General features: G+C 40.0%; 20 protein-coding genes, 2 pseudogenes and 1 riboswitch. Of the genes and pseudogenes, 3 read left to right on the top strand and 19 right to left on the bottom strand.

The genetic code is table 11. The features are described from left to right. Nucleotides 1–179 precede the first annotated feature (179 nt). From M313_RS0105435 to M313_RS0105405, 7 genes and pseudogenes are all read right to left on the bottom strand, one after another. On the bottom strand, nt 180–1,874 hold the full coding sequence (locus M313_RS0105435) for a M3 family oligoendopeptidase (protein WP_010193192.1): 1,695 nt from the start codon (nt 1,872–1,874) through the stop codon (nt 180–182). A 129-nt stretch (nt 1,875–2,003) separates the two neighbouring features. Further along, complete coding sequence (locus M313_RS0105430) at nt 2,004–2,456, bottom strand: MarR family winged helix-turn-helix transcriptional regulator (protein ID WP_010193191.1); 453 nt, start codon at nt 2,454–2,456, stop codon at nt 2,004–2,006. Nucleotides 2,457–2,561: 105 nt separating this feature from the next. Then, complete coding sequence (locus M313_RS0105425) at nt 2,562–4,196, bottom strand: bifunctional metallophosphatase/5'-nucleotidase (RefSeq protein WP_050780643.1); 1,635 nt, start codon at nt 4,194–4,196, stop codon at nt 2,562–2,564. A 26-nt stretch (nt 4,197–4,222) separates the two neighbouring features. After that, nucleotides 4,223–5,020 carry a phosphonate ABC transporter, permease protein PhnE gene (gene phnE / locus M313_RS0105420; protein WP_010193189.1) on the bottom strand — a complete coding sequence of 266 codons (798 nt, stop codon included), beginning with the start codon at nt 5,018–5,020 and terminating at the stop codon, nt 4,223–4,225. After that, nucleotides 5,020–5,821 (bottom strand): annotated as a pseudogene (gene phnE / locus M313_RS22780) (phosphonate ABC transporter, permease protein PhnE). The gene phnE (M313_RS0105420) and the pseudogene phnE (M313_RS22780) overlap by 1 nt, the downstream one beginning before the upstream one ends. Next, nucleotides 5,818–6,591, bottom strand: coding sequence for a phosphonate ABC transporter ATP-binding protein (gene phnC / locus M313_RS0105410; RefSeq protein ID WP_010193183.1), 774 nt, complete (start codon nt 6,589–6,591; stop codon nt 5,818–5,820). Before phnC ends, phnE (M313_RS22780) begins: the two are co-directional and overlap by 4 nt. An 82-nt stretch (nt 6,592–6,673) precedes the next feature. Beyond that, the gene (locus M313_RS0105405; protein WP_010193180.1) at nt 6,674–7,624 is read right to left on the bottom strand and encodes a phosphate/phosphite/phosphonate ABC transporter substrate-binding protein; all 951 of its coding nucleotides are present in this window, start codon (nt 7,622–7,624) and stop codon (nt 6,674–6,676) included. Nucleotides 7,625–8,001: 377 nt separating this feature from the next. On the opposite strand from M313_RS0105405, the gene M313_RS0105400 reads away from it, so the two are divergent. Further along, the gene (locus tag M313_RS0105400) at nt 8,002–8,733 is read left to right on the top strand and encodes a ZIP family metal transporter (protein WP_010193177.1); all 732 of its coding nucleotides are present in this window, start codon (nt 8,002–8,004) and stop codon (nt 8,731–8,733) included. Nucleotides 8,734–8,763: 30 nt separating this feature from the next. On the opposite strand, the gene M313_RS22775 is transcribed toward M313_RS0105400, so the two are convergent. Then, nucleotides 8,764–8,937: an aspartyl-phosphate phosphatase Spo0E family protein gene (locus M313_RS22775; RefSeq protein ID WP_010193176.1), complete on the bottom strand. Its 174-nt coding sequence runs from the start codon at nt 8,935–8,937 to the stop codon at nt 8,764–8,766. A gap of 234 nt (nt 8,938–9,171) precedes the next feature. Here M313_RS22775 and M313_RS0105390 point away from each other — a divergent pair, with 234 nt between their 5' ends. Further along, nucleotides 9,172–9,945: a divergent polysaccharide deacetylase family protein gene (locus tag M313_RS0105390; protein ID WP_010193175.1), complete on the top strand. Its 774-nt coding sequence runs from the start codon at nt 9,172–9,174 to the stop codon at nt 9,943–9,945. A 50-nt stretch (nt 9,946–9,995) separates the two neighbouring features. Here M313_RS0105390 and cbpA read toward each other — a convergent pair whose 3' ends face one another. From cbpA to M313_RS0105355, 7 genes and pseudogenes are all read right to left on the bottom strand, one after another. Further along, nucleotides 9,996–10,634, bottom strand: coding sequence for a cyclic di-AMP binding protein CbpA (gene cbpA, locus M313_RS0105385; protein ID WP_010193173.1), 639 nt, complete (start codon nt 10,632–10,634; stop codon nt 9,996–9,998). A gap of 129 nt (nt 10,635–10,763) precedes the next feature. After that, nucleotides 10,764–12,101, bottom strand: coding sequence for a CoA-disulfide reductase (locus M313_RS0105380; protein ID WP_010193171.1), 1,338 nt, complete (start codon nt 12,099–12,101; stop codon nt 10,764–10,766). Nucleotides 12,102–12,605: 504 nt separating this feature from the next. Next, nucleotides 12,606–13,139, bottom strand: a complete 534-nt coding sequence (gene mtnD, locus M313_RS0105375) for an acireductone dioxygenase (RefSeq protein ID WP_010193169.1) — start codon at nt 13,137–13,139, stop codon at nt 12,606–12,608. A gap of 200 nt (nt 13,140–13,339) precedes the next feature. Beyond that, nucleotides 13,340–13,978, bottom strand: a complete 639-nt coding sequence (locus M313_RS0105370; RefSeq protein ID WP_010193167.1) for a methylthioribulose 1-phosphate dehydratase — start codon at nt 13,976–13,978, stop codon at nt 13,340–13,342. Then, the gene (locus M313_RS0105365; protein WP_010193164.1) at nt 13,975–14,640 is read right to left on the bottom strand and encodes a 2-hydroxy-3-keto-5-methylthiopentenyl-1-phosphate phosphatase; all 666 of its coding nucleotides are present in this window, start codon (nt 14,638–14,640) and stop codon (nt 13,975–13,977) included. Before M313_RS0105365 ends, M313_RS0105370 begins: the two co-directional genes overlap by 4 nt. Beyond that, nucleotides 14,637–15,884, bottom strand: a pseudogene (mtnW, locus tag M313_RS22770) (2,3-diketo-5-methylthiopentyl-1-phosphate enolase). Before mtnW ends, M313_RS0105365 begins: the two are co-directional and overlap by 4 nt. Before the next feature lie 75 nt (nt 15,885–15,959). Then, nucleotides 15,960–16,065: riboswitch (SAM riboswitch) on the bottom strand. 86 nt (nt 16,066–16,151) lie between these two features. Beyond that, nucleotides 16,152–17,324: a pyridoxal phosphate-dependent aminotransferase gene (locus M313_RS0105355; protein ID WP_010193160.1), complete on the bottom strand. Its 1,173-nt coding sequence runs from the start codon at nt 17,322–17,324 to the stop codon at nt 16,152–16,154. Between the two features lie 98 nt (nt 17,325–17,422). On the opposite strand from M313_RS0105355, the gene M313_RS0105350 reads away from it, so the two are divergent. Beyond that, nucleotides 17,423–18,205 (top strand): carbon-nitrogen family hydrolase, encoded by a 783-nt coding sequence (locus M313_RS0105350; RefSeq protein ID WP_010193158.1) that lies wholly within the window; start codon nt 17,423–17,425, stop codon nt 18,203–18,205. 408 nt (nt 18,206–18,613) lie between these two features. On the opposite strand, the gene ftsY is transcribed toward M313_RS0105350, so the two are convergent. The 4 genes from ftsY to acpP form a co-directional block, all read right to left on the bottom strand. Next, nucleotides 18,614–19,612, bottom strand: coding sequence for a signal recognition particle-docking protein FtsY (ftsY, locus tag M313_RS0105345; protein WP_010193156.1), 999 nt, complete (start codon nt 19,610–19,612; stop codon nt 18,614–18,616). A gap of 19 nt (nt 19,613–19,631) precedes the next feature. Then, nucleotides 19,632–23,198, bottom strand: coding sequence for a chromosome segregation protein SMC (gene smc / locus M313_RS0105340; protein ID WP_010193154.1), 3,567 nt, complete (start codon nt 23,196–23,198; stop codon nt 19,632–19,634). A 271-nt stretch (nt 23,199–23,469) separates the two neighbouring features. Then, on the bottom strand, nt 23,470–24,183 hold the full coding sequence (gene rnc / locus M313_RS0105335) for a ribonuclease III (RefSeq protein WP_148979042.1): 714 nt from the start codon (nt 24,181–24,183) through the stop codon (nt 23,470–23,472). Between the two features lie 272 nt (nt 24,184–24,455). Then, nucleotides 24,456–24,689 (bottom strand): acyl carrier protein, encoded by a 234-nt coding sequence (gene acpP, locus M313_RS0105330; RefSeq protein ID WP_010193151.1) that lies wholly within the window; start codon nt 24,687–24,689, stop codon nt 24,456–24,458. Nucleotides 24,690–24,926: the final 237 nt, after the last annotated feature.

The raw sequence follows: 24,926 nt of genomic DNA, 5'->3' as shown, positions 1-24,926 counted from the left end.
TCTGATACTAAAAATGTTAATAGTAGTATCTTCATAAAAATCTTTATGTAGCTTACCGATTTTTACTAATAATTTTAAGAGTATTTAATTCTATTTTGGTTAAAGTATACCCTTTATTCTACAAAATTTGCGATAAAAGTGAAAGAAAAAGCTGCCGGAGAGTACGACAGCTTCATCTATTATAATGCTTTATCATTCACTTCATTTAAATAATTTTCAATCTCGCCGACAACCGACTCTACACAACCATCCTCAAACGGAGATCGGAGACCTGCAAATTTAACTAAGTCCACAAATGATTTGCTACCACCTTGTTTGCAAAGTTCCAAATAGGAGGTCCATGCAGATTCAGGATTTTCTTGTGAAAGCTTCCAATATTGCAGGGCGCATATTTGGGCTAATGTGTAATCAATGTAATAGAAAGGTGTACGATATATATGGCCTTGACGCTGCCAGAAACCACCTGCTTCTAGATAGGAATTTCCATCATAGTCACGGCCCGGCAGGTATTTCTTTTCAATCTCTCTCCATGCTTGATTTCTTTCTGCAGGAGTTGCTTCTGGGTTTTGATATACATAATGTTGGAATTCATCAACTGCGACACCATATGGCAAGAAGGAAATCGCTCCACTTAGATGAGAGAACTTATATTTGTCTGTATCCTCTTTGAAAAATAGGTTCATCCAAGGCCAAGTGAAGAATTCCATGCTCATAGAGTGAATTTCACATGCTTCATAAGTTGGCCAGTTATACTCAGGCACATCAAAATCACGGCTCATATAGACTTGGAATGCATGTCCCGCTTCATGTGTGAGAACATCAATGTCTCCACTCGTTCCGTTAAAATTCGAGAAGATATACGGTGCCTTATAGGTTGGGATATAGGTGCAGTACCCGCCTGCTTCCTTCCCTTTTTTCGCAACAAGATCCATCAAGTTTTTATCAATCATAAATTGGAAAAACTCTTTTGTCTCTTCAGACAGTTCTTCATACATTTGTTTACCATTTTCTATGATCCATTCAGGTGTTCCTTTTGGCTTAGCATTACCTGTTTGGAATTTAAAGCCTTCATCATAATACTTCATGGAATCTATACCGATACGTTCCTGCTGCCTTTCAGCAAGCTTTTCTACTAAAGGAACGATGGAATCTTTTACTTGATCTCGGAATTTAGCAACCATTTCCGCATTATAATCCGTACGGGTCATACGGGCATATCCAAGCTCCACAAAACTTTCGTAGCCAAGCTTCTTGGCCATTTTCGTACGGACTTTAACAAGTTGGTCAAAGATTTCGTCGAACTCTTCTTGGTTCTCTTGAAAGAAACCAAATTTCGCTTCACTTGCTTGCTTGCGGATGGCACGATCCTCGGACTCCGTGTATGGATCTAATTGAGCCAGTGTCAGCTCTTCTCCATTAAAATTAATCTTTGCAGAAGCAACCAGCTTTGAGTATTTGGTTGAAAGTTTATTTTCAAGTTGAAGGTCTTCGATAATCGCATCATCGAATGTCTTTAGTTCACATTCTGCCAAAGCAAAAAGCTGTGTCCCCCATTTTTTTTCAAGCTCGTTTCTGAACGGTGACTTGACCAGCGCTTTATAAAACTTTGTTTCTAAAGATTTCGTAAGAGGTTCGATTTCATCGAGGAAATCTTGCTCTTCTTTATAAAATTCATCGTTCGTATCAATGGAGTGACGAATATAGACTAAGTTAAAATCTGTACTTAATTGATTCCGCACATCATTTATCTCCCTAATCGCTTCCTCCTGCAATCCAACAGAATCTGCCGCCTCAAACCTCTCTACAGCAGCCATAAACCTCTTCTCCACCTCATCCATATTAGGACGCGTATACCCAAACTCTTCAAATCTCATATGTATTTATCCCCTTTACAAACAGACTTAACCTTATATGTATTCGACATGAAAGAAGAAATTCCTTGTGGGGTCTGACCCCACAAGGAATTTTTTTCACAACAAAAAACCACAAAAAAAAACCAACCATTAATGGTCAGTCTTTTGTTGGGCGTTTAGGCCGAGTTTTTTGATGAGTTGGATGGCTTGTTCTTTTTCTTGTTGGGTAAGGCCGTCCACTAGGGTGTGGATGTGCTGTTCGTGTTTTGGGAATATTTCATTCAGTAGTTGCTTTCCTTCGTCCGTTATTTGGGCGTAGGTTACCCTTCTGTCTTTTGGACAAGCTTTTCGGACTAGGAGTCCTTTGTTTTCCAACTTATCGACCACATATGTGATGCTGCCGCTTGCCAATAATATTTTCCCGCCGATTTGCTGTAATGGTTGCTCGCCTTTGTGATAGAGAAGTTCTAGCACTGCAAATTCAGTTGGATTCAATTTAAAGCTTTGGATAGATTGGTTTGCTTTGTCATTCAATGCACGAAACGCTCTGGAAAGAACAATAAATAACTTTAGTGAAGTGTCGAGCTCGTGTCTTTCTGCCATAATAGTCATTCCTTTTTTAAAAAATATCTTGAATTAAGACTAATGGTATAGTACTTGGCTTGATTCGTCAATTAAAATTCAAGAAAATGTAAAATCCTATTTCTATTAAATGTTTTCATCTTTCCATATTACCTTCCAATTCCGATCTACTGTCGCTTCAATTATCTTTTCTTCAAGAATATAGTTAGCAATTAATTCGGACATGTCCATAGGGATATCCTTTACTACCCTCTTGTCACGATACATAGTATAGTCACCGCCACCGCCTGCACGGTAGTTGTTCATAACCACTTCGAATTCTTGATTCCTGTCGATATCACGCCCATCTCTTGCTAATTTCACTACCCTCTCTCCAATTGGCTTCCTAATGTCCAATATATACTCAATTCCTTCCCACATGTCGTAATTATAATGTTGGGGTTTTGGGGTGGTAAAGGTAGGGTTCACCTCTAACTCGCCGTTTGTTCCAATCATAAAATAGGAGGCAGATCGTTCTAGGGCATCTTTTATATCTTGACCTGTAATCAAAATCACCTTCAACGTATTTGGATAAATATAATTAGAAACAATATCTCTCATTGTGACATTGGGTGGAAATCCTGGAGAGTTATTATGAAATAGAGCAGTATTAGAAATATCTGCACCGGACACCTTCATTTGAACCTTATTGATGAATTCGATTAGTGGGTTATCGCCTAAGCGAATTTGATGTGCATCTTCGACCAACATATTGCCTTTTATTTTTCCCATCGGTGTATCAAGCCATTTTTGTGTGGCTGTTTCATCATCTTGAATTAATTCTATTACTTTTTTATCTGGTTCCACGTGTTCTACTGGTATTAACTCCGCTTTCTTATCCGCAATCTCCCACTTACCATCTGTCTTTTCAAAGGAAATGGTTGCTTTTCCAACCATTTGACCATTAACGCTGGGTTGGAGGACAAGAACATTATTTATCGTTGTGGCAATTGTACGGTGCTGGTGACCTGTGAGGAGGATATCAATACCTGCAATTTTTTCACAGATCTCATAGCCTTGATTCTCTCCGGTCAGGTTTTCCGTTACTTCTCCAGTAAAAGGATCTTTTTCGAACCCACCATGGTAGCTGACTATAAGTAGATCTGGATTTTCTTTTTCCTGAATTAAATTGACCCATTTTTCCGTGGATTTTAACGCTTCTTCAAACGTTAAGCCTTTTATATGAGATGGGTCCTCCCAATTAGGAATATAATGGGTTGTCACTCCCAAGACGGCAACTTTAACAGGATCATATTGTTTAATGATATATGGCTTTCCTAAAAAAGGTTTTCCATTTTGTTCATTTAAAATATTGGCACACAACCACGGAAAATCAGAAGACTCGACAGCTTGTTTCAACACATCCATGCCATAATTAAACTCATGGTTCCCTACTACGGCCGCGTCATACTTAAGATGGTTTAACACACGTATCATAGGATTTTCTTCATTATCTTGTTTTTTTACATAGTGATAGGTTAATGGCGTTCCTTGGATAAGGTCTCCATTGTCTATAACTAATACATGCCCACCATTTGCTCTCTCTTCTTTTAAGATGGTGGACACCTTTGCAAGGCCTAGTGGTGTATATTCATTATTCCCATAGTTTAAAGACATGATGGAGCCATGGACATCGCTTGTTTCTAATATAGTCAAATTAAGCTTCAAAACGGATGCCTCCTTTACCTCATAATTTTTAGAACGAAAGATAGGGTCGATCATAATGATCAACCCTACAGTAATTGAGACTATACAATTCTTTTACGGATTGATGCAGAAAGGAAGTCAATGATTGTAACGACCACTACGATGACCAAAAGGATCAGTCCCATCTCTTCCCAATTGCGGTTCATTTGCGCAAATTGAATAAGTGTACCGATACCCCCAGCACCTACGATACCAAGGATAGTTGAAGCACGTACGTCAATCTCAAAACGATATATAGCATAGGATAAGAATTCAGGGATGATTTGCGGTATCACACCATGAAACAGGATCTGAACTTTATTAGCTCCGCTCGCTTCCATTGCTTCCACTATGTTCATATCAATGGATTCCAATACTTCCGAATATAATTTCCCAAGCATTCCTGTAGATCCGATGGCAATGGCAAGTACACCAGCAAAAGGATTCGGACCTACTGCTACAACAAACAGAATAGCCAGAATCAAGTCTGGAAATGCACGAATTCCACTAAGGACCCATTTGCCAAATGTAGTAAGAACCTTACTCTTTGTCATATTTTGAGCAGCCATAAACCCTAAAGGAATAGCAATGATTGCTGCCATTAAGGAACCTGCAAACGCAATATATAATGTTTCTACCATTGCGGTCCATACTTTCCCAATAGATGCCCATTCAGGATTGAACAATTTCGGAATAACTCGTTGGAAGTTATTGATCATTCTTTCAAAAGCGCGTCCCCAGTCAATATCGATTCCTGTAAAAGTCCAAATATACATCACGATAAGAAAAAGGAAAATCCCCCAATTTCTCAGCGTTTTTAATCCAGATCTCTTCTTTTTGGGAGGTAATACTAGTTCCATTATACGATCGCCTCCCTGATTTTAGTTGAGATGTATTCAATAACTACGACCAGAACAAATATTACAAGTATAATTAACATCGCGTTCGGGTAATTGTAAAACTTAAGCTGTTGACTCAATACAATACCAATTCCCCCCCGCTCCTACTAAACCTAAGACAACAGAGGCACGAATATTGATCTCAAATACATAAAGTACAAATGAAACAAATTGAGGCAACACTTGCGGTATCAGAGCAAATGATATCTTTTGCAATGTATTTGCTCCCGATGCGCTCATTGCTTCCATTGGATTCATATCAACGGACTCAATCGTTTCACTGATTAACTTTGCTAAAATTCCTAATGAAAAGATAATGAGTGCTAGAATACCAGGGAGAACCCCAATTCCAAATAAACCAACGAAAATAACTGCAAGCACTAAGTCTGGGATAGTACGCAAAATATTCAATAGAGAACGAACAAATGTATATACAAATTTATTAGATATTACGTTTTGTGCAGCCAATAAACTTAAAGGGATACAAAGAAAGGCTGCAACAGTGGTTGCAATAATAGCCATTTGAATGGTAACAGCCAAGGGTTCAATTATATGAACAAAAACGTTGAAATTCGGCGGAAAGAACTTTACGATTACTCTTCCCATATTTGGGATCCCATCCAGCAGATCTCCAATAGTAGCTCCGGTCTTGACAGTACTAAGAATATAGAAACCTATTACTGCAGCAAATATGACGGATATTCTGGCTTTCGTTTTGGCAGGCAGGAGTGAAGGTGCGGATTTTTGTTCCTCTAGCTTCACTGTTCTACACCTCCGCGCAAATCGTCTTCACGAATTGCACGCCCATAAATTTGTTCGAACGTTTTCTCGGACACTTCTGATACCGGACCGTCGAATACTACCTCGCCTGCTCTCATGCCAATAATTCGGTCTGCATACTCCATTGCCATATCAATAAAATGAAGATTTACAATGGTTGTAATTTTATCTTCTTTATTGATCTTTTTCAGGTACGTCATTACCTGATGAGAGGTGGGTGGGTCAAGTGAGGCAACCGGCTCATCTGCTAGAATGTATTTAGGCTTTTGCGTCAGAACACGGGCAATGCTTACACGTTGCTGTTGTCCTCCACTCAATTCATCCGCACGGTTATATAGTTTTTCTTCTATATTTACACGCTTCAAGCTTTCATAAGCAAGGGCGAGATCTTCTTTCTTAAATAAATTCAAGGTTGAACGTAGTGTTCCTGTATATCCTAAACGACCAGCAAGTACATTTTTCAAAACATTCGATCTTTTTACAAGATTATAGTTCTGAAAAATCATTCCCACTTTAGTTCGTAATTTTCGTAAGTCATTGTTACGGTAGGTTAGTATATTTTCATTGTCTACATTTAGCTCTCCATCAGTGGGAGTAACCAATCTATTAATACTTCTAATAAATGTTGATTTACCTGCACCGGACAAGCCGACAATTACCACAAATTCGCCCTCATTAATGGTTACATTAATATTCTTCAACCCTTGTGTTCCATTTGGATAAACCAAGGAAACATCTTTGAACTGTATCATGTTGCAAACCCCCTCAATTCTTAACATACAAAACAAAATAGGGGAAGCAACCTCCCCCTAGATTGCAAATCATATAAAATTATTAGAAAGAAATGGAATCTTTGAATTTCTCATAAGTTTCTTTTACAACTTTGTATTCTTCATCAGTAGCTTCACTGATTTCATCCCAGCTGTAAACTTCGTTCATGATTTTGATCATGTCCTCATCTTCGTTAAAAGATAGGAACGTATCTTTAATTTTTTGAACTAATTCATCATCTAATTCTTTTGTTACAGAGATTGTATCGTTAGGGATTTCATCCGTGTAACCAAGGATTTTTGTTTTTTCCATAATGTCTGGATATTCTTCTTCTAATCCAGTACGAACATCATCGAAAGTCGTTGCTACATCAGCATCTCCTTCGTATACTGCGATTGCAGCTGTATCATGTCCACCGGATTGAAGCGTGTCAGAGAAAAAGGTAGTTTGTAAATCTTGTGCACTTGCAATGTCAAACTCGTCCATTAATTGAGATGCTGGGAATAGGAATCCAGATGTAGAAGCAGCATCAGGGTATGCCCAAATTTTACCCTCAAGGTCAGCAAGTGATTCAATTCCAGAATCTGCTCTTACGATGTACTGAGCCTTGTATGTACCACTGCCATATCTGATAGACTTCAAGATTACTTCTGCACCATATTGCTCATTAGCTAAAACATAACCAAATGCAGGAATGAAACCAACATGAACTTCATTTGAACCCATAGCTTCAATTAAAGCAGTATAGTCAGTCATTACACGACCTTCCACTTCCACTCCAAGCTCTTCTCCCAAACGATCAGCCAATGGCTCTACAGTGTCAGCAATTGTATCGGATTCTTGAGATGGTACAAATCCCATTACAATTTTTTCTGGAGTGATTTGCTCTCCGCCAGTAGCAGAGTCTGAACCTGAATTGTTGTTTGTGTTCTCTCCGCTAGAATTGTTACTGCCACATGCAGCAAGGCTGATTGCAAGGATTGCAACCAAAAAGATTGTTAAAAACTTTTTCATGTTTCTTTTTCCCCCTAAGATATTATGATGGTGTTTCTCTCACAATTAAAAGTATAACGAATTGAAGTTGGGTACGGCTACAATTTTTTCTGTTTTTTTACAAAATGTTAAAAATATTTACTTTTCATTGCATTTTTTTTGCTTTTAAACCGCTAATTTCATATTAAAATTTACAATAAATTAATATTTTTTCTCCAAATCCGCTTTAGATGTCTGACGATAGATGAGAGACGTCCTGTCATGAATGTCATTTAACAACTCTTCTAATCGACTTACTTGTTTCTAAGAATAATATTGGTACAATATCCTTAGTTACATAAAAAATGAAAGACCTCTATTAGAGATCTTCCTTATAAGGATGAGAAAGGATATATGCGATGTCACAAGTATTAATAGGCAGTGTGTTGGCAGCTATGTCAACGGGTGTAGGTGCATTACCAATTTTATTTTTAAAAAATACATTGACTCACAGATGGAGAGATACACTCCTTGCATTTACTGCTGGTATCATGATGGCAGCAGCTACCATGAGTTTAATACCCGAGGCACTTTCATATGGGGGATTTGTTCCTTTAGGAATTGGATTGCTTTTGGGGGTAATTACTTTGACCCTTTTAGAAAGGTCCATTCCCCATATTGATTTGGAGCATAATCGTAAAGGTATTGCTTTTGACCAAAAAGCGATGCTTATTGTTTCTGCGATTACCCTTCATAATATACCCGAAGGACTATCTGTCGGAGTAAGTTATGCATCAGATGCAGCAGACACAGGGAACTTAATTGCTTTTGCAATAGGTTTACAAAATGCACCAGAGGGGTTTTTGGTAGCTTTATTTTTAATGAACCAAAGGATTACTAAATGGAAGGCATTTATTGTAGCCACCTTAACCGGGGCAGTTGAAATACCAATGGCTTTATTAGGATTCTATCTCACTTCGGTGGTCTCATCTCTTGTCCCATATGGGCTTGCCTTTGCAGCAGGAGCAATGCTTTATATCATCTATAAAGAACTGATTCCTGAAAGTCATGGTGATGGCAATGAAACGACCTCCACCTACTCCTTCATTGTCGGTCTACTATTTATGATCTTTTTAACACAGATTTTCTAACCGTTCCCTTTGGGCGGTTTTTTTTATGTATTATTTTTTCTCGTATATTATTTCTTGGTATTGATAAATCAACTTATCTAAATCCTGGCTGCATTTAACCGTTTGTTCACTTATATAACCAGTTTTATTGGCTACTGCCATCATCGTATCCCTTTTCTCTTTGATAAGTAATAACAGTTGATCCACATACCCTTCATAAGACAATGTGACTCGCCCCTTCTCCATCAATTTCCACAATAGAAATTATTACAATAATTTCTATAAATGTAAATAGAATCGCAAAGTTAGACATATTTTTCAAGGAATTATTTTTTAAGAATATGCGGAAAATAGGACAAAGTATCTAGGGAGAGTAGCGTTTGATTCTCTTCTATAAAATTATCCGGTGCAAATTTTGTCGAAATCACAGAATATATCATTAGACAAGTGGGTGCAGTAATGAAAGTAATACTAGTTGTACTGTTGAGTAGCGTGTTTATTCTTTATCTCCCTTCTGTAAAGTCTTCTGCTGAAGTTCATTCTAGCAATAAGGTGGCTATTGTCATTGATGATTTTGGCAATAACATGAAAGGCACCGAGGAAATTCTTCATTTACCCGTTCCGTTGACTGTTGCTGTCATGCCTTTTCTATCGACCACTGAACAAGACGCTGAAATGGCTCATCGCTTAGGTCATGAAGTTATTCTTCATCTTCCAATGGAACCATTAAAGGGAAAAAGTAGCTGGCTAGGACCAGGTGCGATTACTTCTAATCTAACTGATAAAGAAATCTATAAAAGAGTGAATGATGCTATCGATTCTGTTCCATATGCAGTAGGAATAAATAACCATATGGGATCAAAAATTACTGCCGACAAGCGAATCATGAGAATTATTTTAGGAATCTGCAAAGAGAGAAATCTATATTATTTAGACAGCAAAACAACCAAGAAGAGTGTTGTTGCAGAATTAGCTACCGAATTGGGTGTTCCTTTTCTAGAAAATGAATTATTCTTTGACGAAGTCTACTCAACAAATCATATCGTAAAGCAAACCAATCACCTCATCAAAAAGACAGAAGTGGATGATTCTATCATTGCTATTGGTCATGTGGGTGTTGTTGGAGAAAAGACTGCAGGGGTGCTAAAGCAATATATCCCTAAATTGCAAGAAAAAGCGGAGATAGTCACATTGTCTAACATTCTAATTGATAAAGAAATCTTGCTCCACTAATGATTCTCATGAGGAAAGAGCAGCCTCCAATTTGGAAGCTGCTCTCTGTCTTATTTTTGCACATCAATTTGATCCACATGTGTGACTCGGAATTCTTTTTCTCCGAGCTTTTTTACTAACTTGTTAAGTTTTTCTTCTGGCAATTCAGCCGGCAGATTGACAATAATTCTGCGTAAATATTTTTCTCCGTTATCAAGTGTAAGCATTCCGTCTATGTTAACGTCCTTTAACATAGAAACAAGATCCTTAATCGCTCCTTTGTGCTCGATGGTAGCGATAGTAAGGGTATACCCACCAGTTTTCATTCCAAATGAGTCAGCCAGGACATCCATGACGTTTGCATGTGTCAGTATCCCGAGAAATTCATTTTCCTCATTCAATACAGCGATAAACGGCAGTCGTTTAATCGTGAAGAATGCTTTGAAGAATGAATCCTCCTCATATATATAAGCATCTTGGTTTTTTACCAGCACTTCTATTGAATCGTCGGGACTTCCTTTTTGTTCATAAAGATAATCTAATAAATGCACTTTATATACCAAACCTAAGAATGTATTCCCGTCATTACTAAGAATGGGGATGCACCTGTAGCCGGTATCCTTTATTTTCTCATAAGCTTGTTTAACCGTGTAAGTTGGTTCGCAAAACTCCACATCATGCTTTGGTACAAAATTATAACGCACCTTCATCTCTCTCACTCCTTAGGCAGTTTCTCTCTAGAATATGTAAGTTATAAAACTACTATAACAGTAGCATATTCCTTTTCTAAGGTAAAGAAAATTCATAATATTAACACAACTTATTTATAAAAGTTTAAACTATTTTGCAGCATTAGCGGCCACTTGGACTGCATCCCATACTGTAGCAAACGGAGGGGCATAACTCAAATCCAACATGGCAATTTGGCTTGTCGACAATCCGCAAGTAATAGCTGTCGCATAAACATCAAGCCTTTTCGCAATGGATTTATCTTTTCCAATCAGCTGAGCGCCCAGGAGCTTTTGTGATTCTTTTTCATATACAAGCTTTATATGAATCTTTTCTGCTTCAGGATAATAGGAGGCATGGTTATTTGTTTCAATCACCACTGTTTCAACATCCAAGTTTTCCTCTTGTGCTTGTTTTTCTGTGATTCCAGTCATTGCTGCCGTCCATTCTAGAATTTTCACCACATTTGTTCCGAGAATGCCATCAAATTTAGTTGGAATACCGGCAAGATTGTCAGCAGCGACCCTCCCATGTTTATTGGCTGTTGTTCCGAGAGCTATGTTTACAGGTTTATTTAAGAGAAGGTGATTGCTTGTTGCACAATCTCCCGCTGCATAAATAGATGGGATACTTGTTTCTTGATGGGAATTAACAATGATTGCGCCGTTTTCCAGCATATCTAGGCCTAACTCTTTTACAAATTGTGTGTTCGGTTTAATTCCTATATTTACAATAACCGCATCTACTTCATACGCATTTTTGTCTGTCACAATGCTTATCACTTTTCCTTGTGACATTTTCAATTCTTTTACTTCTTCACCTGTTCGAATTTCCACTCTATCTTGCAGGGAATCCGCAATAATATTAGCCATATCCTCATCATAATTTGGCAGAATCTGATTTTGCAGCTCTATGACGAATACCTCTTTGCCAAGCTCTACCATGGTTTCGACAAGCTCCATCCCGATATATCCCCCACCTATGATGCCTACCTTTTTGATCTTTTCATCTTGGTAGTACTTACGCATTTCTATTCCATCATTCAGTGTCTTCAATGTATGAACATTGCTTGCCTCTTTCGGGATAAAAGGCGGCACGATTGGTTTGGCTCCTGTTGCAATCAAAAGTTTATCATATTGAACAAATGTTTCTTCCCCTGATTTAAGGTTTTTCACCTTTACCCTTTTGTTTGAGTGATCTACTTTTGTTACCTCATGATGAATATGGACGGCGATGTTTCGTTCTTCAAATTCTTCTACCGTTCTTGCTAGCAGATCCTCATGAGATTCTGTCACACCAGATATGTAATATGGCAATCCGCACGCTCCGTAAGATACATGTTCATCTTTTTCAAATACGCTGATTTTTATCGTTTCATTTAGTCTTCTTAGCTTAGAGGCCGCACTCATTCCCCCTGCAATGCCCCCAATTATCACCACATGCTCCATAACCTTTTCCTCCTAAGTCTATCTCTGTTTTCATACCATTATATTCCCTCTGGAGAGATAAATTAGTCATCCAACATAAAGAAAAAAATTAGTTGGTTGGATATTCACCGCTGTTCCTTTCCGCAAATGGCTGCGCTTTCCGCGGGACGGTGCTTGAGCCTCCTCACTTCGTTGCGGGGTCTCAACCTACCGTTACTCCCCCGCTGGAGTCTCCGCCAATTTGCTCCAATCCACAGCTAGAAATTGTGTTAAAGAAAGGTTAATAATTTCAATTCATAGATTTCTTTTAACCTTTCGATGAATGGGATAACCTTGTTGATTGAAGTGGAAGGCGCGCAGACGCCCGCGGGAGGAAGGGACAGGTGAGACCCCGCAGACAAAGTCGAGGAGGCTCACGGACCGCCCGCAGGCAAGCGAAGCGCCTGGAACGGAAATCAACCGGATTTTACGATTTCTAAATTTCATAAAAAAATGACCCTGCCAGCGCAAGGTCATCAGTTTTTATTAGTTATTTACTTCTTCTTTTTCATAAATCGGTACCCAACCTTCTGTAGTAACAAAGATTCGAACCGCAACTACTTTACGATCCTCCATCAAGGTGAAATAGTGGCGCACATTGGGAGGGACAGAGATTAAATCGCCCGGCTCTAACTCTACATCAAAGAAAGAACCATCTTTTCCTTGAATAACGAAGATCCCATGGCCACTGACAATGAAACGCACTTCATCATCTGTATGATGGTGCTCTTTATTGAAATTTTGTAGAAGTTGCTCCAAGTTCGGTGTTGTATCAGATAACGAGATAACGTCTTGTGCCTTGTACCCTCTTTTTAAGGAAATTGCTGTAATTTCATCTTTAAAAACTGTAAGAATTTCTTCCTTGTTCTCAGCAGTCAAAGAAAAGTTTTCCTGTAGATGTTGAGGGAGTTTTGCAATATCCCAATTTTCGTAGATTACTTCATTATCATTCAGGAAGCTTTCTACCTGTTCTTTCCCACTGATTCTTTCATCTGTTTCGTGTAATCTGATTTCTGCCATGTTATATTCCTCCTTATTTTATATCACTATTAACACCGCTGTTGATTTCCGTACCGGGCTTCGCTTTCCGCGGGGCGTGTGCTTGAGCCTCCTCGCTCCGCTGTGGGGTCTCAAGCTACCGCTACCTCCCGCCGGAGTCTTCGCCCGTTCCTCCAATCAACAGCTAGGGAAACTATTGAAATAACTTTTCTATATAAGATTTAAATAGATATTTTTGGTTGAACCAAGTTTTTTACACTTAATAATTTCAAATGATAGGAGAATAGAAATTCCCAGGCCTCTAGGTGTTTTTTCGCCTCAAAGGCGTTCCTTCCCCAAACGGTAATTCCATGATTCCTAATCAGAACAGCGCCAGCATCTCCATCTATATATTGAGAAAATTCATCTGCCAAAGCTGGAATGTCTGCATGGTTTCTTATGATTGGGATGCTTACTTCCGCATCTTCTTCCCATATACCAAATGCTTTGATGATTTCCTGTCCTTTAAATCTAATCTCGCCGTAGTCACCATATAGCTCAGAGATGACATTGTTATCAACGGTATGAACATGCAAGGAACAACCTGCGTTCGTCTTCCGGTAAACTTCGAGGTGTAGCAATGTTTCTGCAGAAGGCTTCAAGGTAGTGCTTTCGACCGCGTTCCCAAGTTCATCCACAAGCAGAAAATCTTCTGAGGTTATCTTTCTTTTATCCTTGCCGCTTGAGGAAACCAAGAATTGCAACGGGGTATTTGATACTTTAATAGAAAGGTTTCCACTGGTGCCAAAGAACCAATCCCGAGAAGCCAACTCCTCCTTAACCTCAGAAAGCTCTGTCCATTTCTTTAAAAAATGACTCATGCTGTCACCTTCCGTTTTTTCAAGATATCCATCACATCATAAAACGTTTCGAACGGAGAAAAGGCAATGGAGTGCTCCTCACACTTTTTAATCAGAAAGTCCCTCGCTATCACTTGATCCGCAAGCTTTGCCGCTTCTAAATCTGTGATGGAATCGCCAATCACAATTTTATAAGTATCAGATTTGACAAGTTTTCTGATAATCGATGGCTTGCAGCAACCACAATCGTTGTCACAGTCCACATCACACTCATTAGGCCAAAGGATGTTTATGGTTTCCCCATCAAAATCAGAGCCATTGCAATAGATGTTCTCCTCTTCTATCATTCCTTCCAAAAGTGGTTCCACAAAGAAGTCAATACCGCCAGAAACAATATAAAGGGGTATTCCTTCTTCTTTTGTAAAAGCCACAAACTCATTAAAGCCTTCCCGTATCTCAGCGTGACCTAGTATATATTCAGTAATTGCTTCCTTTTTCTTAGAAGGAAGCAAGGAAAACATTTTCCCTACCCCTTCTTTGATGGAGATTTCTTGAGATAATACCTGATTTTTTATTTCGTCCCATTCTTTTGGAGCAAACTTTTTCATAATGGCAATGATATTGTCACTATTGGTGATGGTTCCATCAAAGTCACAAAAAATCATTTGTTTATTGGCATTCATGTTGTAACCTCCACACTTCCCCACTGCTTGAGGGCCACCTCTAACTCCGGATGCTTTTGTGCGTATGATGTCAATGATTCCCCAGCTTTTACCGCATCTACTGCCTGACGAAAAGCTTTTGCTCCGGCAGCCCCACCAAGCTTATGCCCGTGCACCCCGCCTCCTGCGTTGATGACCGCATCGTTGCCAAAATCCTGATAAAGTAGTGGTACGAGTCCAGGGTGTATTCCAGCTGAAGGGACAGGCAGTGTCGATTTAAACTGATTGTCTGCTACTGTCAGAGCGTCCCGGATACCGAGCGCCTGTTCCTTCGGCAATGCCACACTTCCGTAAGGAGATGGGAATAAAGAAAAGTCAGCACCTGCATAGCGTAAAAGTTTTCCTAACAACAACTCATTGGAAACGCCATAAAATTCTGATGGGGTAACCGCCCCACTAACCGCCGGATGCGCCATAATCGGAATGGATACTTCCTTGTCTTCAGCCAAACTTTGAAGTGTATCAAGCCCATAAGCAAAAACATTGAATAGCAGAAAATCAGCACCTAATTCTACCGCTTCTTTTTGCTTTATCTTTAAGCTCTAACGTACGACCTGTCAGATTAACCGCATATCTTGCACGATGTCCTGTCTCTTCCTTCACTTCCTCTAGAATCCTTTTTGCCTTCGTTAATCCTTTTTTCAAAAGGGGTAAGGTCGTTTTCAAACAATATTTCATCATCCTTGATGAAATCAACTCCCCCTAGAGCCTGTTCCTTCAACTGATCCGTTAAATAATCAAGGTCCCTGCCAATCACCCCTTTGAAAATGCTCATCACAAATGGTCTATGATGTACGCCAGTAATGGAGCGAAGCCCTTCTATTCCGAATTTCGGTCCAGGATATGCTAGCTTCAAGTCATTGCTGAACTCAAGATCAATCAACTTAATTTCCCCATCTAATGACAACTTGCCAAATACCGTGGTTAAAAATCGCCGGCAAGTCATTGCTATAATTGAAACTAGGATAAGCAATTTGGATAATGCCACGTGTCACCGTATTCCCTAAATAAGAATTCACCCTGTCATTTGACGAGAGCTCTTTCACGCTTACGACTCTGCCTTTATGCTTTCTCAATTGCTCCTGTTCAAGCTGCGGAAGTTCAGTCCAGGACCCGATGGTAAGTCCAAGTGCGATCCCTTCCGCTTTTTTTTCGAGATTCCCGTTATGATCATGAACCAAATAGGTTGCTAGAATTTCTGACATTATGTACACCCTTTCTAACGATGATAAAAAAACAAAAAACCCCTTCCATAAGAAGAGGTTAGTCTATCTAACGTCCTCTTATCTATCAGCTTTTTGCTGCAAGATTTAGCACCGTGCTTAACTGAATAAGTCGGTTGCCGGGTTTCATCGGGCTAGTCCCTCCACCTGCTCTTGATAAGATTGGATTATATATAAAATTCAAATTATCTAAATACTAAATTCTAGTTGAGATTATGCCATCATTTTGAGTTTATGTCAACAGACTATTCAGAAAATCTTTAACCCTCTGATTCGTTGAACTACTTCTTGTAATCTTTCTGTACTGGTTAATAAACCGACGCGCACATAACCTTCCCCAAAGGATCCAAAGCCAATACCAGGTGCCACCACCACATGGGCTTCTTCAAGCAGTTTGTCTGCAAACTCCTCAGATGTGTATCTTTCCGGAACTTTTAACCATGCAAAAAAAGAACCTTTTGGCGCCTTTACTTCCCAACCAATTTCCTGTAATCCATGAATAAGGATGTTTCGTCTCTCCTCATACAAATCTACCAATTCTTGAACACAGGTTTGTTTATCTAACAAGGCAGTGGCAGCCGCCTCTTGGATCGCGCCAAAAATACTGACATACATATGGTCTTGCAATAGATTGATCGCTTTGATCACACTTTCATTCCCCACTGCAAACCCCACTCGCCATCCGGCCATATTAAAAGTTTTCGACAATGTATAGATTTCAATCCCGACATCTTTCGCACCAGGAGTTTGTAAGAAGCTAAGTGGTTTTTTTCCATCAAATCCGATTGCACCATATGCAAAATCATGAACCACGCAAATATCGTGCTCATTTGCAAGGTCTACCGTTTCTTTAAAAAATACAGAATTCGCTACAGCCCCTGTCGGATTATTGGGGTAATTGAGGAACATAAGCTTAGCCGCTTTTAAGACTTCCGGATTGATATCTTCATAGTTTGGTAAAAAATGATATACTTCTTTTAAAGGCATGTATTCCATTTTCGCTCTGGCCAATGCCACACCAGACCAATAATCAGGATAACCCGGGTCTGGGACAAGCACGGTATCCCCTTCATTCAATAAACATTGGGGGATTTCTACCAGCCCAGCTTTGCCACCAAAGAGTATGGCCACTTCAGTTTCTGGATTTATGTCCACTTCATATTCTCGTTTATAAAAAGTTGCGATCGCTTCTTTAAAAAAATGATGACCCTGAAAAGGGGAATATTTATGATGATTCGGTTTTTCGGTTGCTTCCTGTAACGACTTTACAATATGTTCAGGAGTCGGTTGGTCAGGGTTTCCTTGTCCAAGATTAATAACATCATGACCTTGTGCAACAACCTTTCCCACTTTTTCAACCAATGAAGCAAAGAACTGTTTAGGCAGTGTATTTAATAATTCAGATTGTTGAAAGTGTTTCACCTTTTTCACCTACTTAAAAAATTCTTGAAATCCTAGTCACAAATCATATATTGTTAGATTCAACTTGTAAAGTATTTTTTCAACGGGGGGATAAAATTATGAAATGGAAAATAGCTTGTATTCAATTTGATGTAGCCTTTGGAGATCCCAAAGCAAATATAGAAAAAGCATGTGAACTACTGACATTGTCAGGTAAGGATCGACCAGATATCATTGTCCTTCCTGAACTTTGGTCCACAGGTTATGACCTCGAACGCCTTGATAAAATTGCAGATTCCGGCGGTTTTGTCACTACCAAATTCCTTAAATCTGCTGCAAAAGAACTTAAAACCCACATTGTGGGTGGTTCTGTCGCCAAAAAAACGAACAAAGGAATTTATAATACGATGATTACCGTCAATAAAGATGGCGAAGTTGCCGGCGAATATAGCAAATTGCACCTTTTTCGCTTGATGGACGAGCATCACTTCCTTCAGCCAGGAAAAACGGATGGGATGTTTGAGCTTGACGGAGAAACTTGTGCAGGATTCATTTGCTATGATATCCGTTTTCCTGAATGGATACGCGCGCATACTACAAAAGATGCAAAAGCGATATTTGTTGTGGCAGAGTGGCCTTTGGCTAGGGTTGATCATTGGCGTACACTTCTCATTGCGAGGGCCATTGAAAACCAGTGCTATGTCATTGCATGTAACCGTTCTGGTGCTGATCCGAAGAATGCTTTCGCAGGACACTCGATGATTATCGATCCTTGGGGAGAAATTGTGGCCGAAGCTGGCGAAACGGAAGAAATCATTACAGCTGAAATAGATTTAGATAAGGTGGCGGAAGTAAGAAAAAGAATACCAATCTTCGAAGATCGAAGACCACAATACTATTAATCTCTTTTGTTGATTGGTGAATTGCTGCTGTTCCTTTCCGCAAATGGCTTCGCTTTCCGCGGGACGGTGCTTGAGCCTCCTCACAACGCTTCAGGGGTCTCAACCTACCGTTACTCCCCCGCCTGGAGTCTTCGCCATTTGCTCCAATCCACAGCTGAAAATTGAGTAGATGTAACGTTAATGCTTATCCCGTTAACTCGGTTAGATGCTTTTTCATAGACCCTTAAATTAATGAAACCTTCTTGTTGATTGGAGTGGAAGGCGCGCAGACGCCCGCGGGAGGAAGGGACAGGGAAGACCCCGCAGGCAAACAAAGCGCCCGAAACGGAAATCAACAGGTTCCCACACTTTCTTCTCTATATAAAAGCCGCCCGTCAGAGTGGAGGGGCGGCAAGTGATGATATTTTTTTAGCTTTCTTGTGCTTCTTCTTTTTCCATCATATCTGCAAATAATCCGTACACATATTGCTCTGCATTGAACTCCTGCAAGTCTTCTGCTTTTTCCCCTAAACCGACAAACTTGACCGGAATCTTCATTTCATTTCGGATAGCAAGAACGATTCCGCCCTTTGCGGTGCCGTCAAGCTTCGTCAAAACGATTCCCGTAACATTCGTTGCTTCAGAAAAGATTTTCGCCTGGCTTAATGCATTCTGGCCTGTCGTCGCATCCAGTACTAGCAGAACTTCATGCGGTGCACCCGGAACCTCGCGCTCAATTACACGCTTCACCTTTTCCAGTTCCTTCATTAAATTGACCTTGTTTTGAAGTCGACCTGCTGTATCACATAGAAGCACGTCAACTTTACGAGCTTTAGCCGCTTGGAGTGCATCATACATAACAGCTGCAGGATCTGAACCCTCTGATTGCTTGATCACATCCACTCCAACACGTTCACCCCATACTTCAAGCTGGTCGATCGCGCCGGCACGGAATGTATCTCCCGCTGCAAGAAGAACACTCTTTCCCTCTTGCTTCAGTTTCTTAGCAATCTTTCCTATAGACGTAGTTTTCCCTACTCCGTTTACCCCTACAACCAGAACAACCGTTAAGCCGTCTTGTTGAAAGTTGATGGTCGGAGACACGTCTTCTCCTGCTTGATAGATCTCCACCAACTTTTCAGAAATGACACTTTGAACCTCGCGGGGATCTTGGATGTTGCGCCGTTTTACTTCCATTCTAAGCTCATCAATCAATTCCATCACGGTGTTAACGCCAACATCCGCTCCGATTAAGATTTCCTCCAATTCTTCGAAGAAATCTTCATCGACTTTGCGATAACGAGCGACAAGGTCATTTACTTTACCAGAGAAGGAATCACGAGTTTTCGTTAATCCTTCTCTGAATTTTTCCGTTACGGAATCTGTTTGGGTGGTAAGCTTTTCTTTCAACTTTTTAAAGAAACTCATTTTCTCATTCTCTTCCTCTCTATTTAACAAGTTCTTTGGATTCTTCTAACCGGACAGAGACCAATTTAGAGACACCGGATTCTTGCATCGTTACTCCGTAAAGGACATCACTGAATTCCATCGTTCCTTTGCGGTGGGTGATGACGATGAACTGTGTTTCTTGACTGAACTGCTTTAAATATTGGGCAAAACGGTGTACGTTGGCTTCATCAAGCGCCGCTTCCACTTCATCAAGGATGCAGAACGGCACAGGTCTCACTTTTAATATTGAGAATAACAAAGCAATTGCCGTTAAGGCTCTTTCTCCCCCTGACAAAAGACCAAGATTCTGCAGTTTTTTACCAGGAGGTTGTGCCACAATATCTACGCCAGTATTCAGCATGTCTGACGGATCTGTTAGCACAAGATCTGCCCTTCCCCCTCCAAATAAAGAGCGGAACACATCGTGAAAATGCGCACGGATATTGGTGAAGGTCGTCTCAAAGCGTTTTTTCATTTCCTCATCCATCTCACCGATAACCTGGAATAAGGTGTCTTTTGCTTCTTGAAGATCGTCCTTTTGTTCCTTAAGGAATGTATATCGCTCGCTTACTCGATCATATTCCTCTATTGCAGCGATATTGACTGTGCCAAGCTCCGCGATGGCAAGCTTGATCAGTTTCAACTTTTTACGCGCTTCTTCTAACTCCATCTCAAGTGGATAATCTGCTTTTGCCGCTTCAAAGGATAGCATATACTCTTCCCTTAAATGGTGAAGTCTATTATCTAATTCCACATCCAGGCGGTTCATTTTCACTTCTTCCGCCTTCAAGACTTCAGAAAGTTGTTTATACTGTCTTTTTAAATCTTTCAATTCAAGCTCTTCTTGTTCCACCTTTTCGTGGTAAGAAAGCCTTTCTGCACGACGTTCCGCTATAAGCTTCATAGTGGTATTTTTGTCTTGTAACTTTTCAGCCGCAGCCACTTCCAGTTTTTGTTCACCTGAAGAATTATCATTCATTTCACTTTGTAAAAGAGAAAGATCTTCTTTAATGTCGGTCAACCTTTCTGTGGCTTGTTTAAGGTCTGTTTCAATAGTATCCACTTTTTCTGATTGATTAGTAAGCTTTTCTTTTTTACCCGCATAATCAACTTTTAATTGAGTCAGCTCATTTTGTACGGTTTCTTTGTTTGCATGTTGCTCCAACCTTAAGGAGTTTAGCTCGGCAATCTCTTTGTCTAGAGCAGCAATCTGCATTCCCACCGTTTTCAATTCAACATCTAACTTTGCTTTTTTGTTGAGGGCATCCTTCATGGAAATGGTGAGCTGTTGCTTTTCATAGTCATATAAACTTAAATGTTCATTGACGTTTTTCTCTTCTAGTTCCACTTCCCGAAGTAAGCTTGCAACCTGCTGTTCTTTATATCTTAGTTCCTCGCCAGTTCCCTTAAGTTCTATAACTTGAGACTCTTTCTCTTCTATTTTCTTCTTAAGTGTCTTGACCTGATCTTCAAGCAGGGCTGTCTTATTCTCCATCTCTTCTAGTTTAGCTGAAATAGAATCAAGTTCACGACCTCGACTCAAGAGAGAATTCGATTTTTGCTTAACGGCTCCGCCTGTCATAGATCCACCGGGATTTACCACATCCCCTTCTAATGTCACGATGCGGTAACGGTGCTGAAGGATGCCTGCCAACGAGTTGGCTCCTTTTAGGTCTTTAGCAATGACAATGGTCCCCAAGAGGTTATTGACGATATTTTCATAAGCTTTGTCGTACTCCACAAGCGAAGCAGCTATTCCCACAAAAGCTTCATGTTGACTAATCTGATTCACTTGATAGTCTGATAATGTCCTAGGTTTCATGACCGTCATTGGCAGGAACGTCGCACGGCCAAAACCGTTCTTTTTCAGGTATTGGATGGATGTTCGCGCATTTTGCTCATTGTCCACCACGATATGCTGTGTCGCACTGCCAAGGGCTATCTCAATTGCTGTCTCCACATCCTGATTTACTTGGATAAGTTCTGCAACAGCCCCTTTAATCCCAGTAAGCCTATTCTCATCCCTGGCTTTCAGAATTTCTTTAACACCTTGAAAGAATCCTGTAAAATCTCCTTGCATGGTTTCTAGCATTTCTTTTCGAGCACGTGTTTGCTGTAAGAATTGGTACGCTTGATACAAGGTTGTTTCTTTTTTCTGATAGGACTGCTTAAATTGTTCCAGATTAGCTTGCTCAGCCCTGTAACGGTCAACAGTTTGATTCAACTCTTCCTGTACCTGTTTATGGTCAGTGAGCACCTTATCTTTCTTCTGTTGGGTATTAGCCCTTAAATCGACATACTTCCTGTTTCCCTCGTCCAGACGGGTTACTTTCATGCCTTCTTGCTTTTCTTGCTGCTCCAAGTAGGAAATTTCGTTACGGATTGCTGCCTGTTTATTTAGAAGTTCAATATAATCACTTTTTAAAGCGTCTATTTTCCCTTCGATATTTTGGTCAAACTGTTCGTTGATCACTTGTTTATCCTTGAGTTGTTGTTCTGTTAATACCAATTCTTGACGGAGGGTATCCAAAAGAAGTTTTTCGCTTTCCAATCTTTTCTTTTGCCCATCAATAAATTCAGCAAGCTCCACCGATGAACTTTCCAATTGGGCACGGTTAGTCGTAGCGTTCTTCTTCCGCTCCTTCAAAACTTCTTTTCTTCCTTCAAGTTTCTCCAGCTCTGAACTCGCCACTAAAAGGGCTTGTTGCAAAGAATCAATGGATTCATCCAACGCCGCCACTTGGTCCTTATACTTTTCAAGTGTTGCTTCTTTTTGGCTCAATTCAGAAGATAGAACAAGTTCTTTTTCGGTGCTGTTTTTAACTTCGAGAGAATTTTGTTCCCATTTTTGATGAAGTTCTTCTATTTCGTGCACCGTCACGCCTACTTCTATTTGTTCAAGCTCTTCTTTTTTCTCCAGATAATCTTTGGCAATGGATGCTTGTATTTTTAAAGGCTCCACTTGTCCTTCCAGCTCGTGCAAAATATCTGATACCCGGTTCAGATTCTCTTGGGTATCCATAAGTTTACTCTCGGCTTTCTTTTTTCTGGATTTGTATTTAAGCACACCGGCCGCTTCTTCAAAAATACTTCGACGCTCTTCTGATTTACTGCTCAGGATTTCTTCCACTTTACCTTGGCTGATGATGGAAAAGGCTTCCTTCCCAAGACCCGAATCCATGAAAAGGTCAACAATGTCTTTTAATCTGCAAGTTTGTTTATTTATCAGGAATTCACTGTCACCGGACCTTAGCGCCCTTCGTGTAACGCTCACTTCCATATAATCTATCGGCAAGATGCGATTACTGTTATCAAGTGTCAGTGTAACCTCTGCCATGTTTAATGCTCTTCTGCTATCACTGCCGGCAAAAATGATATCTTCCATTTTGGAACCGCGAAGGGATTTGGCTGATTGTTCTCCCAGCACCCATCTGATGGCATCGATAATATTACTTTTTCCGCTTCCATTCGGACCTACGACGGCTGTGACACCTGGTACGAAATCTACGGATATTTTTTCAGCAAACGACTTAAACCCTACTACTTCCAATCGTTTGAGGTACATATTCCTCACCTCGTTTAGTTTCTTAACCTAATAAAATAATGATTCCATGGTACACCGCTGTTAATTTCCGCAAATGGCTTCGCTTTCCTAGGGGCGCTGCTGGAGCCTCCTCGGCAAGCCTGCGGGGTCTCAACCTAGCGCTATCTCCCTCAGGAGTCTTCGCCTTTTGATCCAATTAACAGCTAGAAGTGTTTACTATTTTGCGGACCTTATGTAACAGAAAAGTAAGCGATCCTTAAGGTATATTGAGACACCAGAGGATCGCCTACCTTCATTTTCTGACTTTTTTTAATTTCTGGAGAGCAAATTGAGCGGCATGTTGTTCTGCTTCTTTTTTAGAACGGCCGACTCCAATCCCCATCTCTTCTTTGTTCAAGGAGACCTTAGACACAAATTCACGGTTGTGGGCCGGGCCTTTTTCTTCTAGTACTTCATACTCAATTACTCCTAGTGCATTTCTTTGTATCATCTCTTGCAGTTGACTTTTAAAATCCATCACATGAGAAAAAGCACCTTCATTAATCTTAGGATACACATACTTTTCAAGGAATTGAAAAACAGTCTCTAGACCAAGATCCAGATACAAGGCGCCGATAAATGCCTCAAATACATCGGCAAGCAGTGCTGGTCTCGCTCTTCCACCTGTTATCTCTTCTCCTTTACCAAGCAGTACATATTGTCCGAACGAAAGATCATTGGCGAATGAAACCAAAGAAGGTTCACATACAATAGACGCTCTAAGTTTTGTTAATTGACCCTCACTCATCATTGGATATTTTTTATATAAAAATTGTGAGATGGTCAACTCTAAAACAGCGTCACCCAAAAATTCCAAACGCTCATTGTCCTCGTAAGGCTTTCTGCGATGCTCATTCACATAGGATGAATGGGTGAAAGCTTGATATAAAAGTTTCTCATTATGAAACTTAACTCCTAATTTTTCTTGAAGCATAACAAAATTCTTTTTTGTTGCTTCGTTTTTCATTTCATTTATTCTACTTCTGCTTCTGGTCATGTAAAGGAGCCTCCAACATACAATCTTCTTTCACTAAGATGGCAACGTTCTTCTTTTTGATGATGAAAGTTGTATAACATTACTATTTTAACAAATTATTTAGAGGATACAAATAGCAACTTGCTTGAAATTATGTATATTCCGTAATCTTTTATTGCTAAAAGGAATTTTATCCTAAATTTCAAGGTTTATTATGCCCATAAAAACAAAAAGTCCCACCTTAGTGGGACAATCAAGAAAGATTAAGCGTTTGCTTTTATGTAGTTTACCGCGTCGGCAACTGTTGTAATGTTTTCTGCTTCGTCGTCTGAAATTTCCATATCAAACTCGTCTTCAAGCTCCATTACTAGTTCAACTACATCAAGAGAGTCAGCACCCAAATCGTCTTTGAATTTGGAGTCAAGGTTCACCTCGGACTCGTCTACACCTAAACGATCAACAATGATCTTTGTTACACGCTCTAATACATCTGCCATAACTTTCACCTCCCCTCAAGTATTATAGTGAATTTAACTTTAAAAAACTAGTGTTAGTTGTATCTTGGGACTCCCTGATTACTCAATAGAGAGTTCCATAAAACTCCACTGGTGATTTCCGCGAACGGCTTCGCTTTCCGCGGGACGATGCTTGGTCCTCCTCGGTTCTGCCGAGACCACTGAAAAGTCTTTGATTTTTAGATATTGTTTAGACACCGCTGGTGATTTCCGCGAATG

Origin of the sequence: Bacillus sp. m3-13 (assembly GCF_000175075.1) — a bacterium.
In the GTDB taxonomy this organism is placed as follows: Bacteria; Bacillota; Bacilli; order Bacillales; family Bacillaceae_I; genus Sutcliffiella_A; species Sutcliffiella_A horikoshii_C.
The sequence above is the reverse complement of the archived record's forward strand: the minus strand, read 5'-3'. Positions and strand labels throughout refer to the sequence as shown.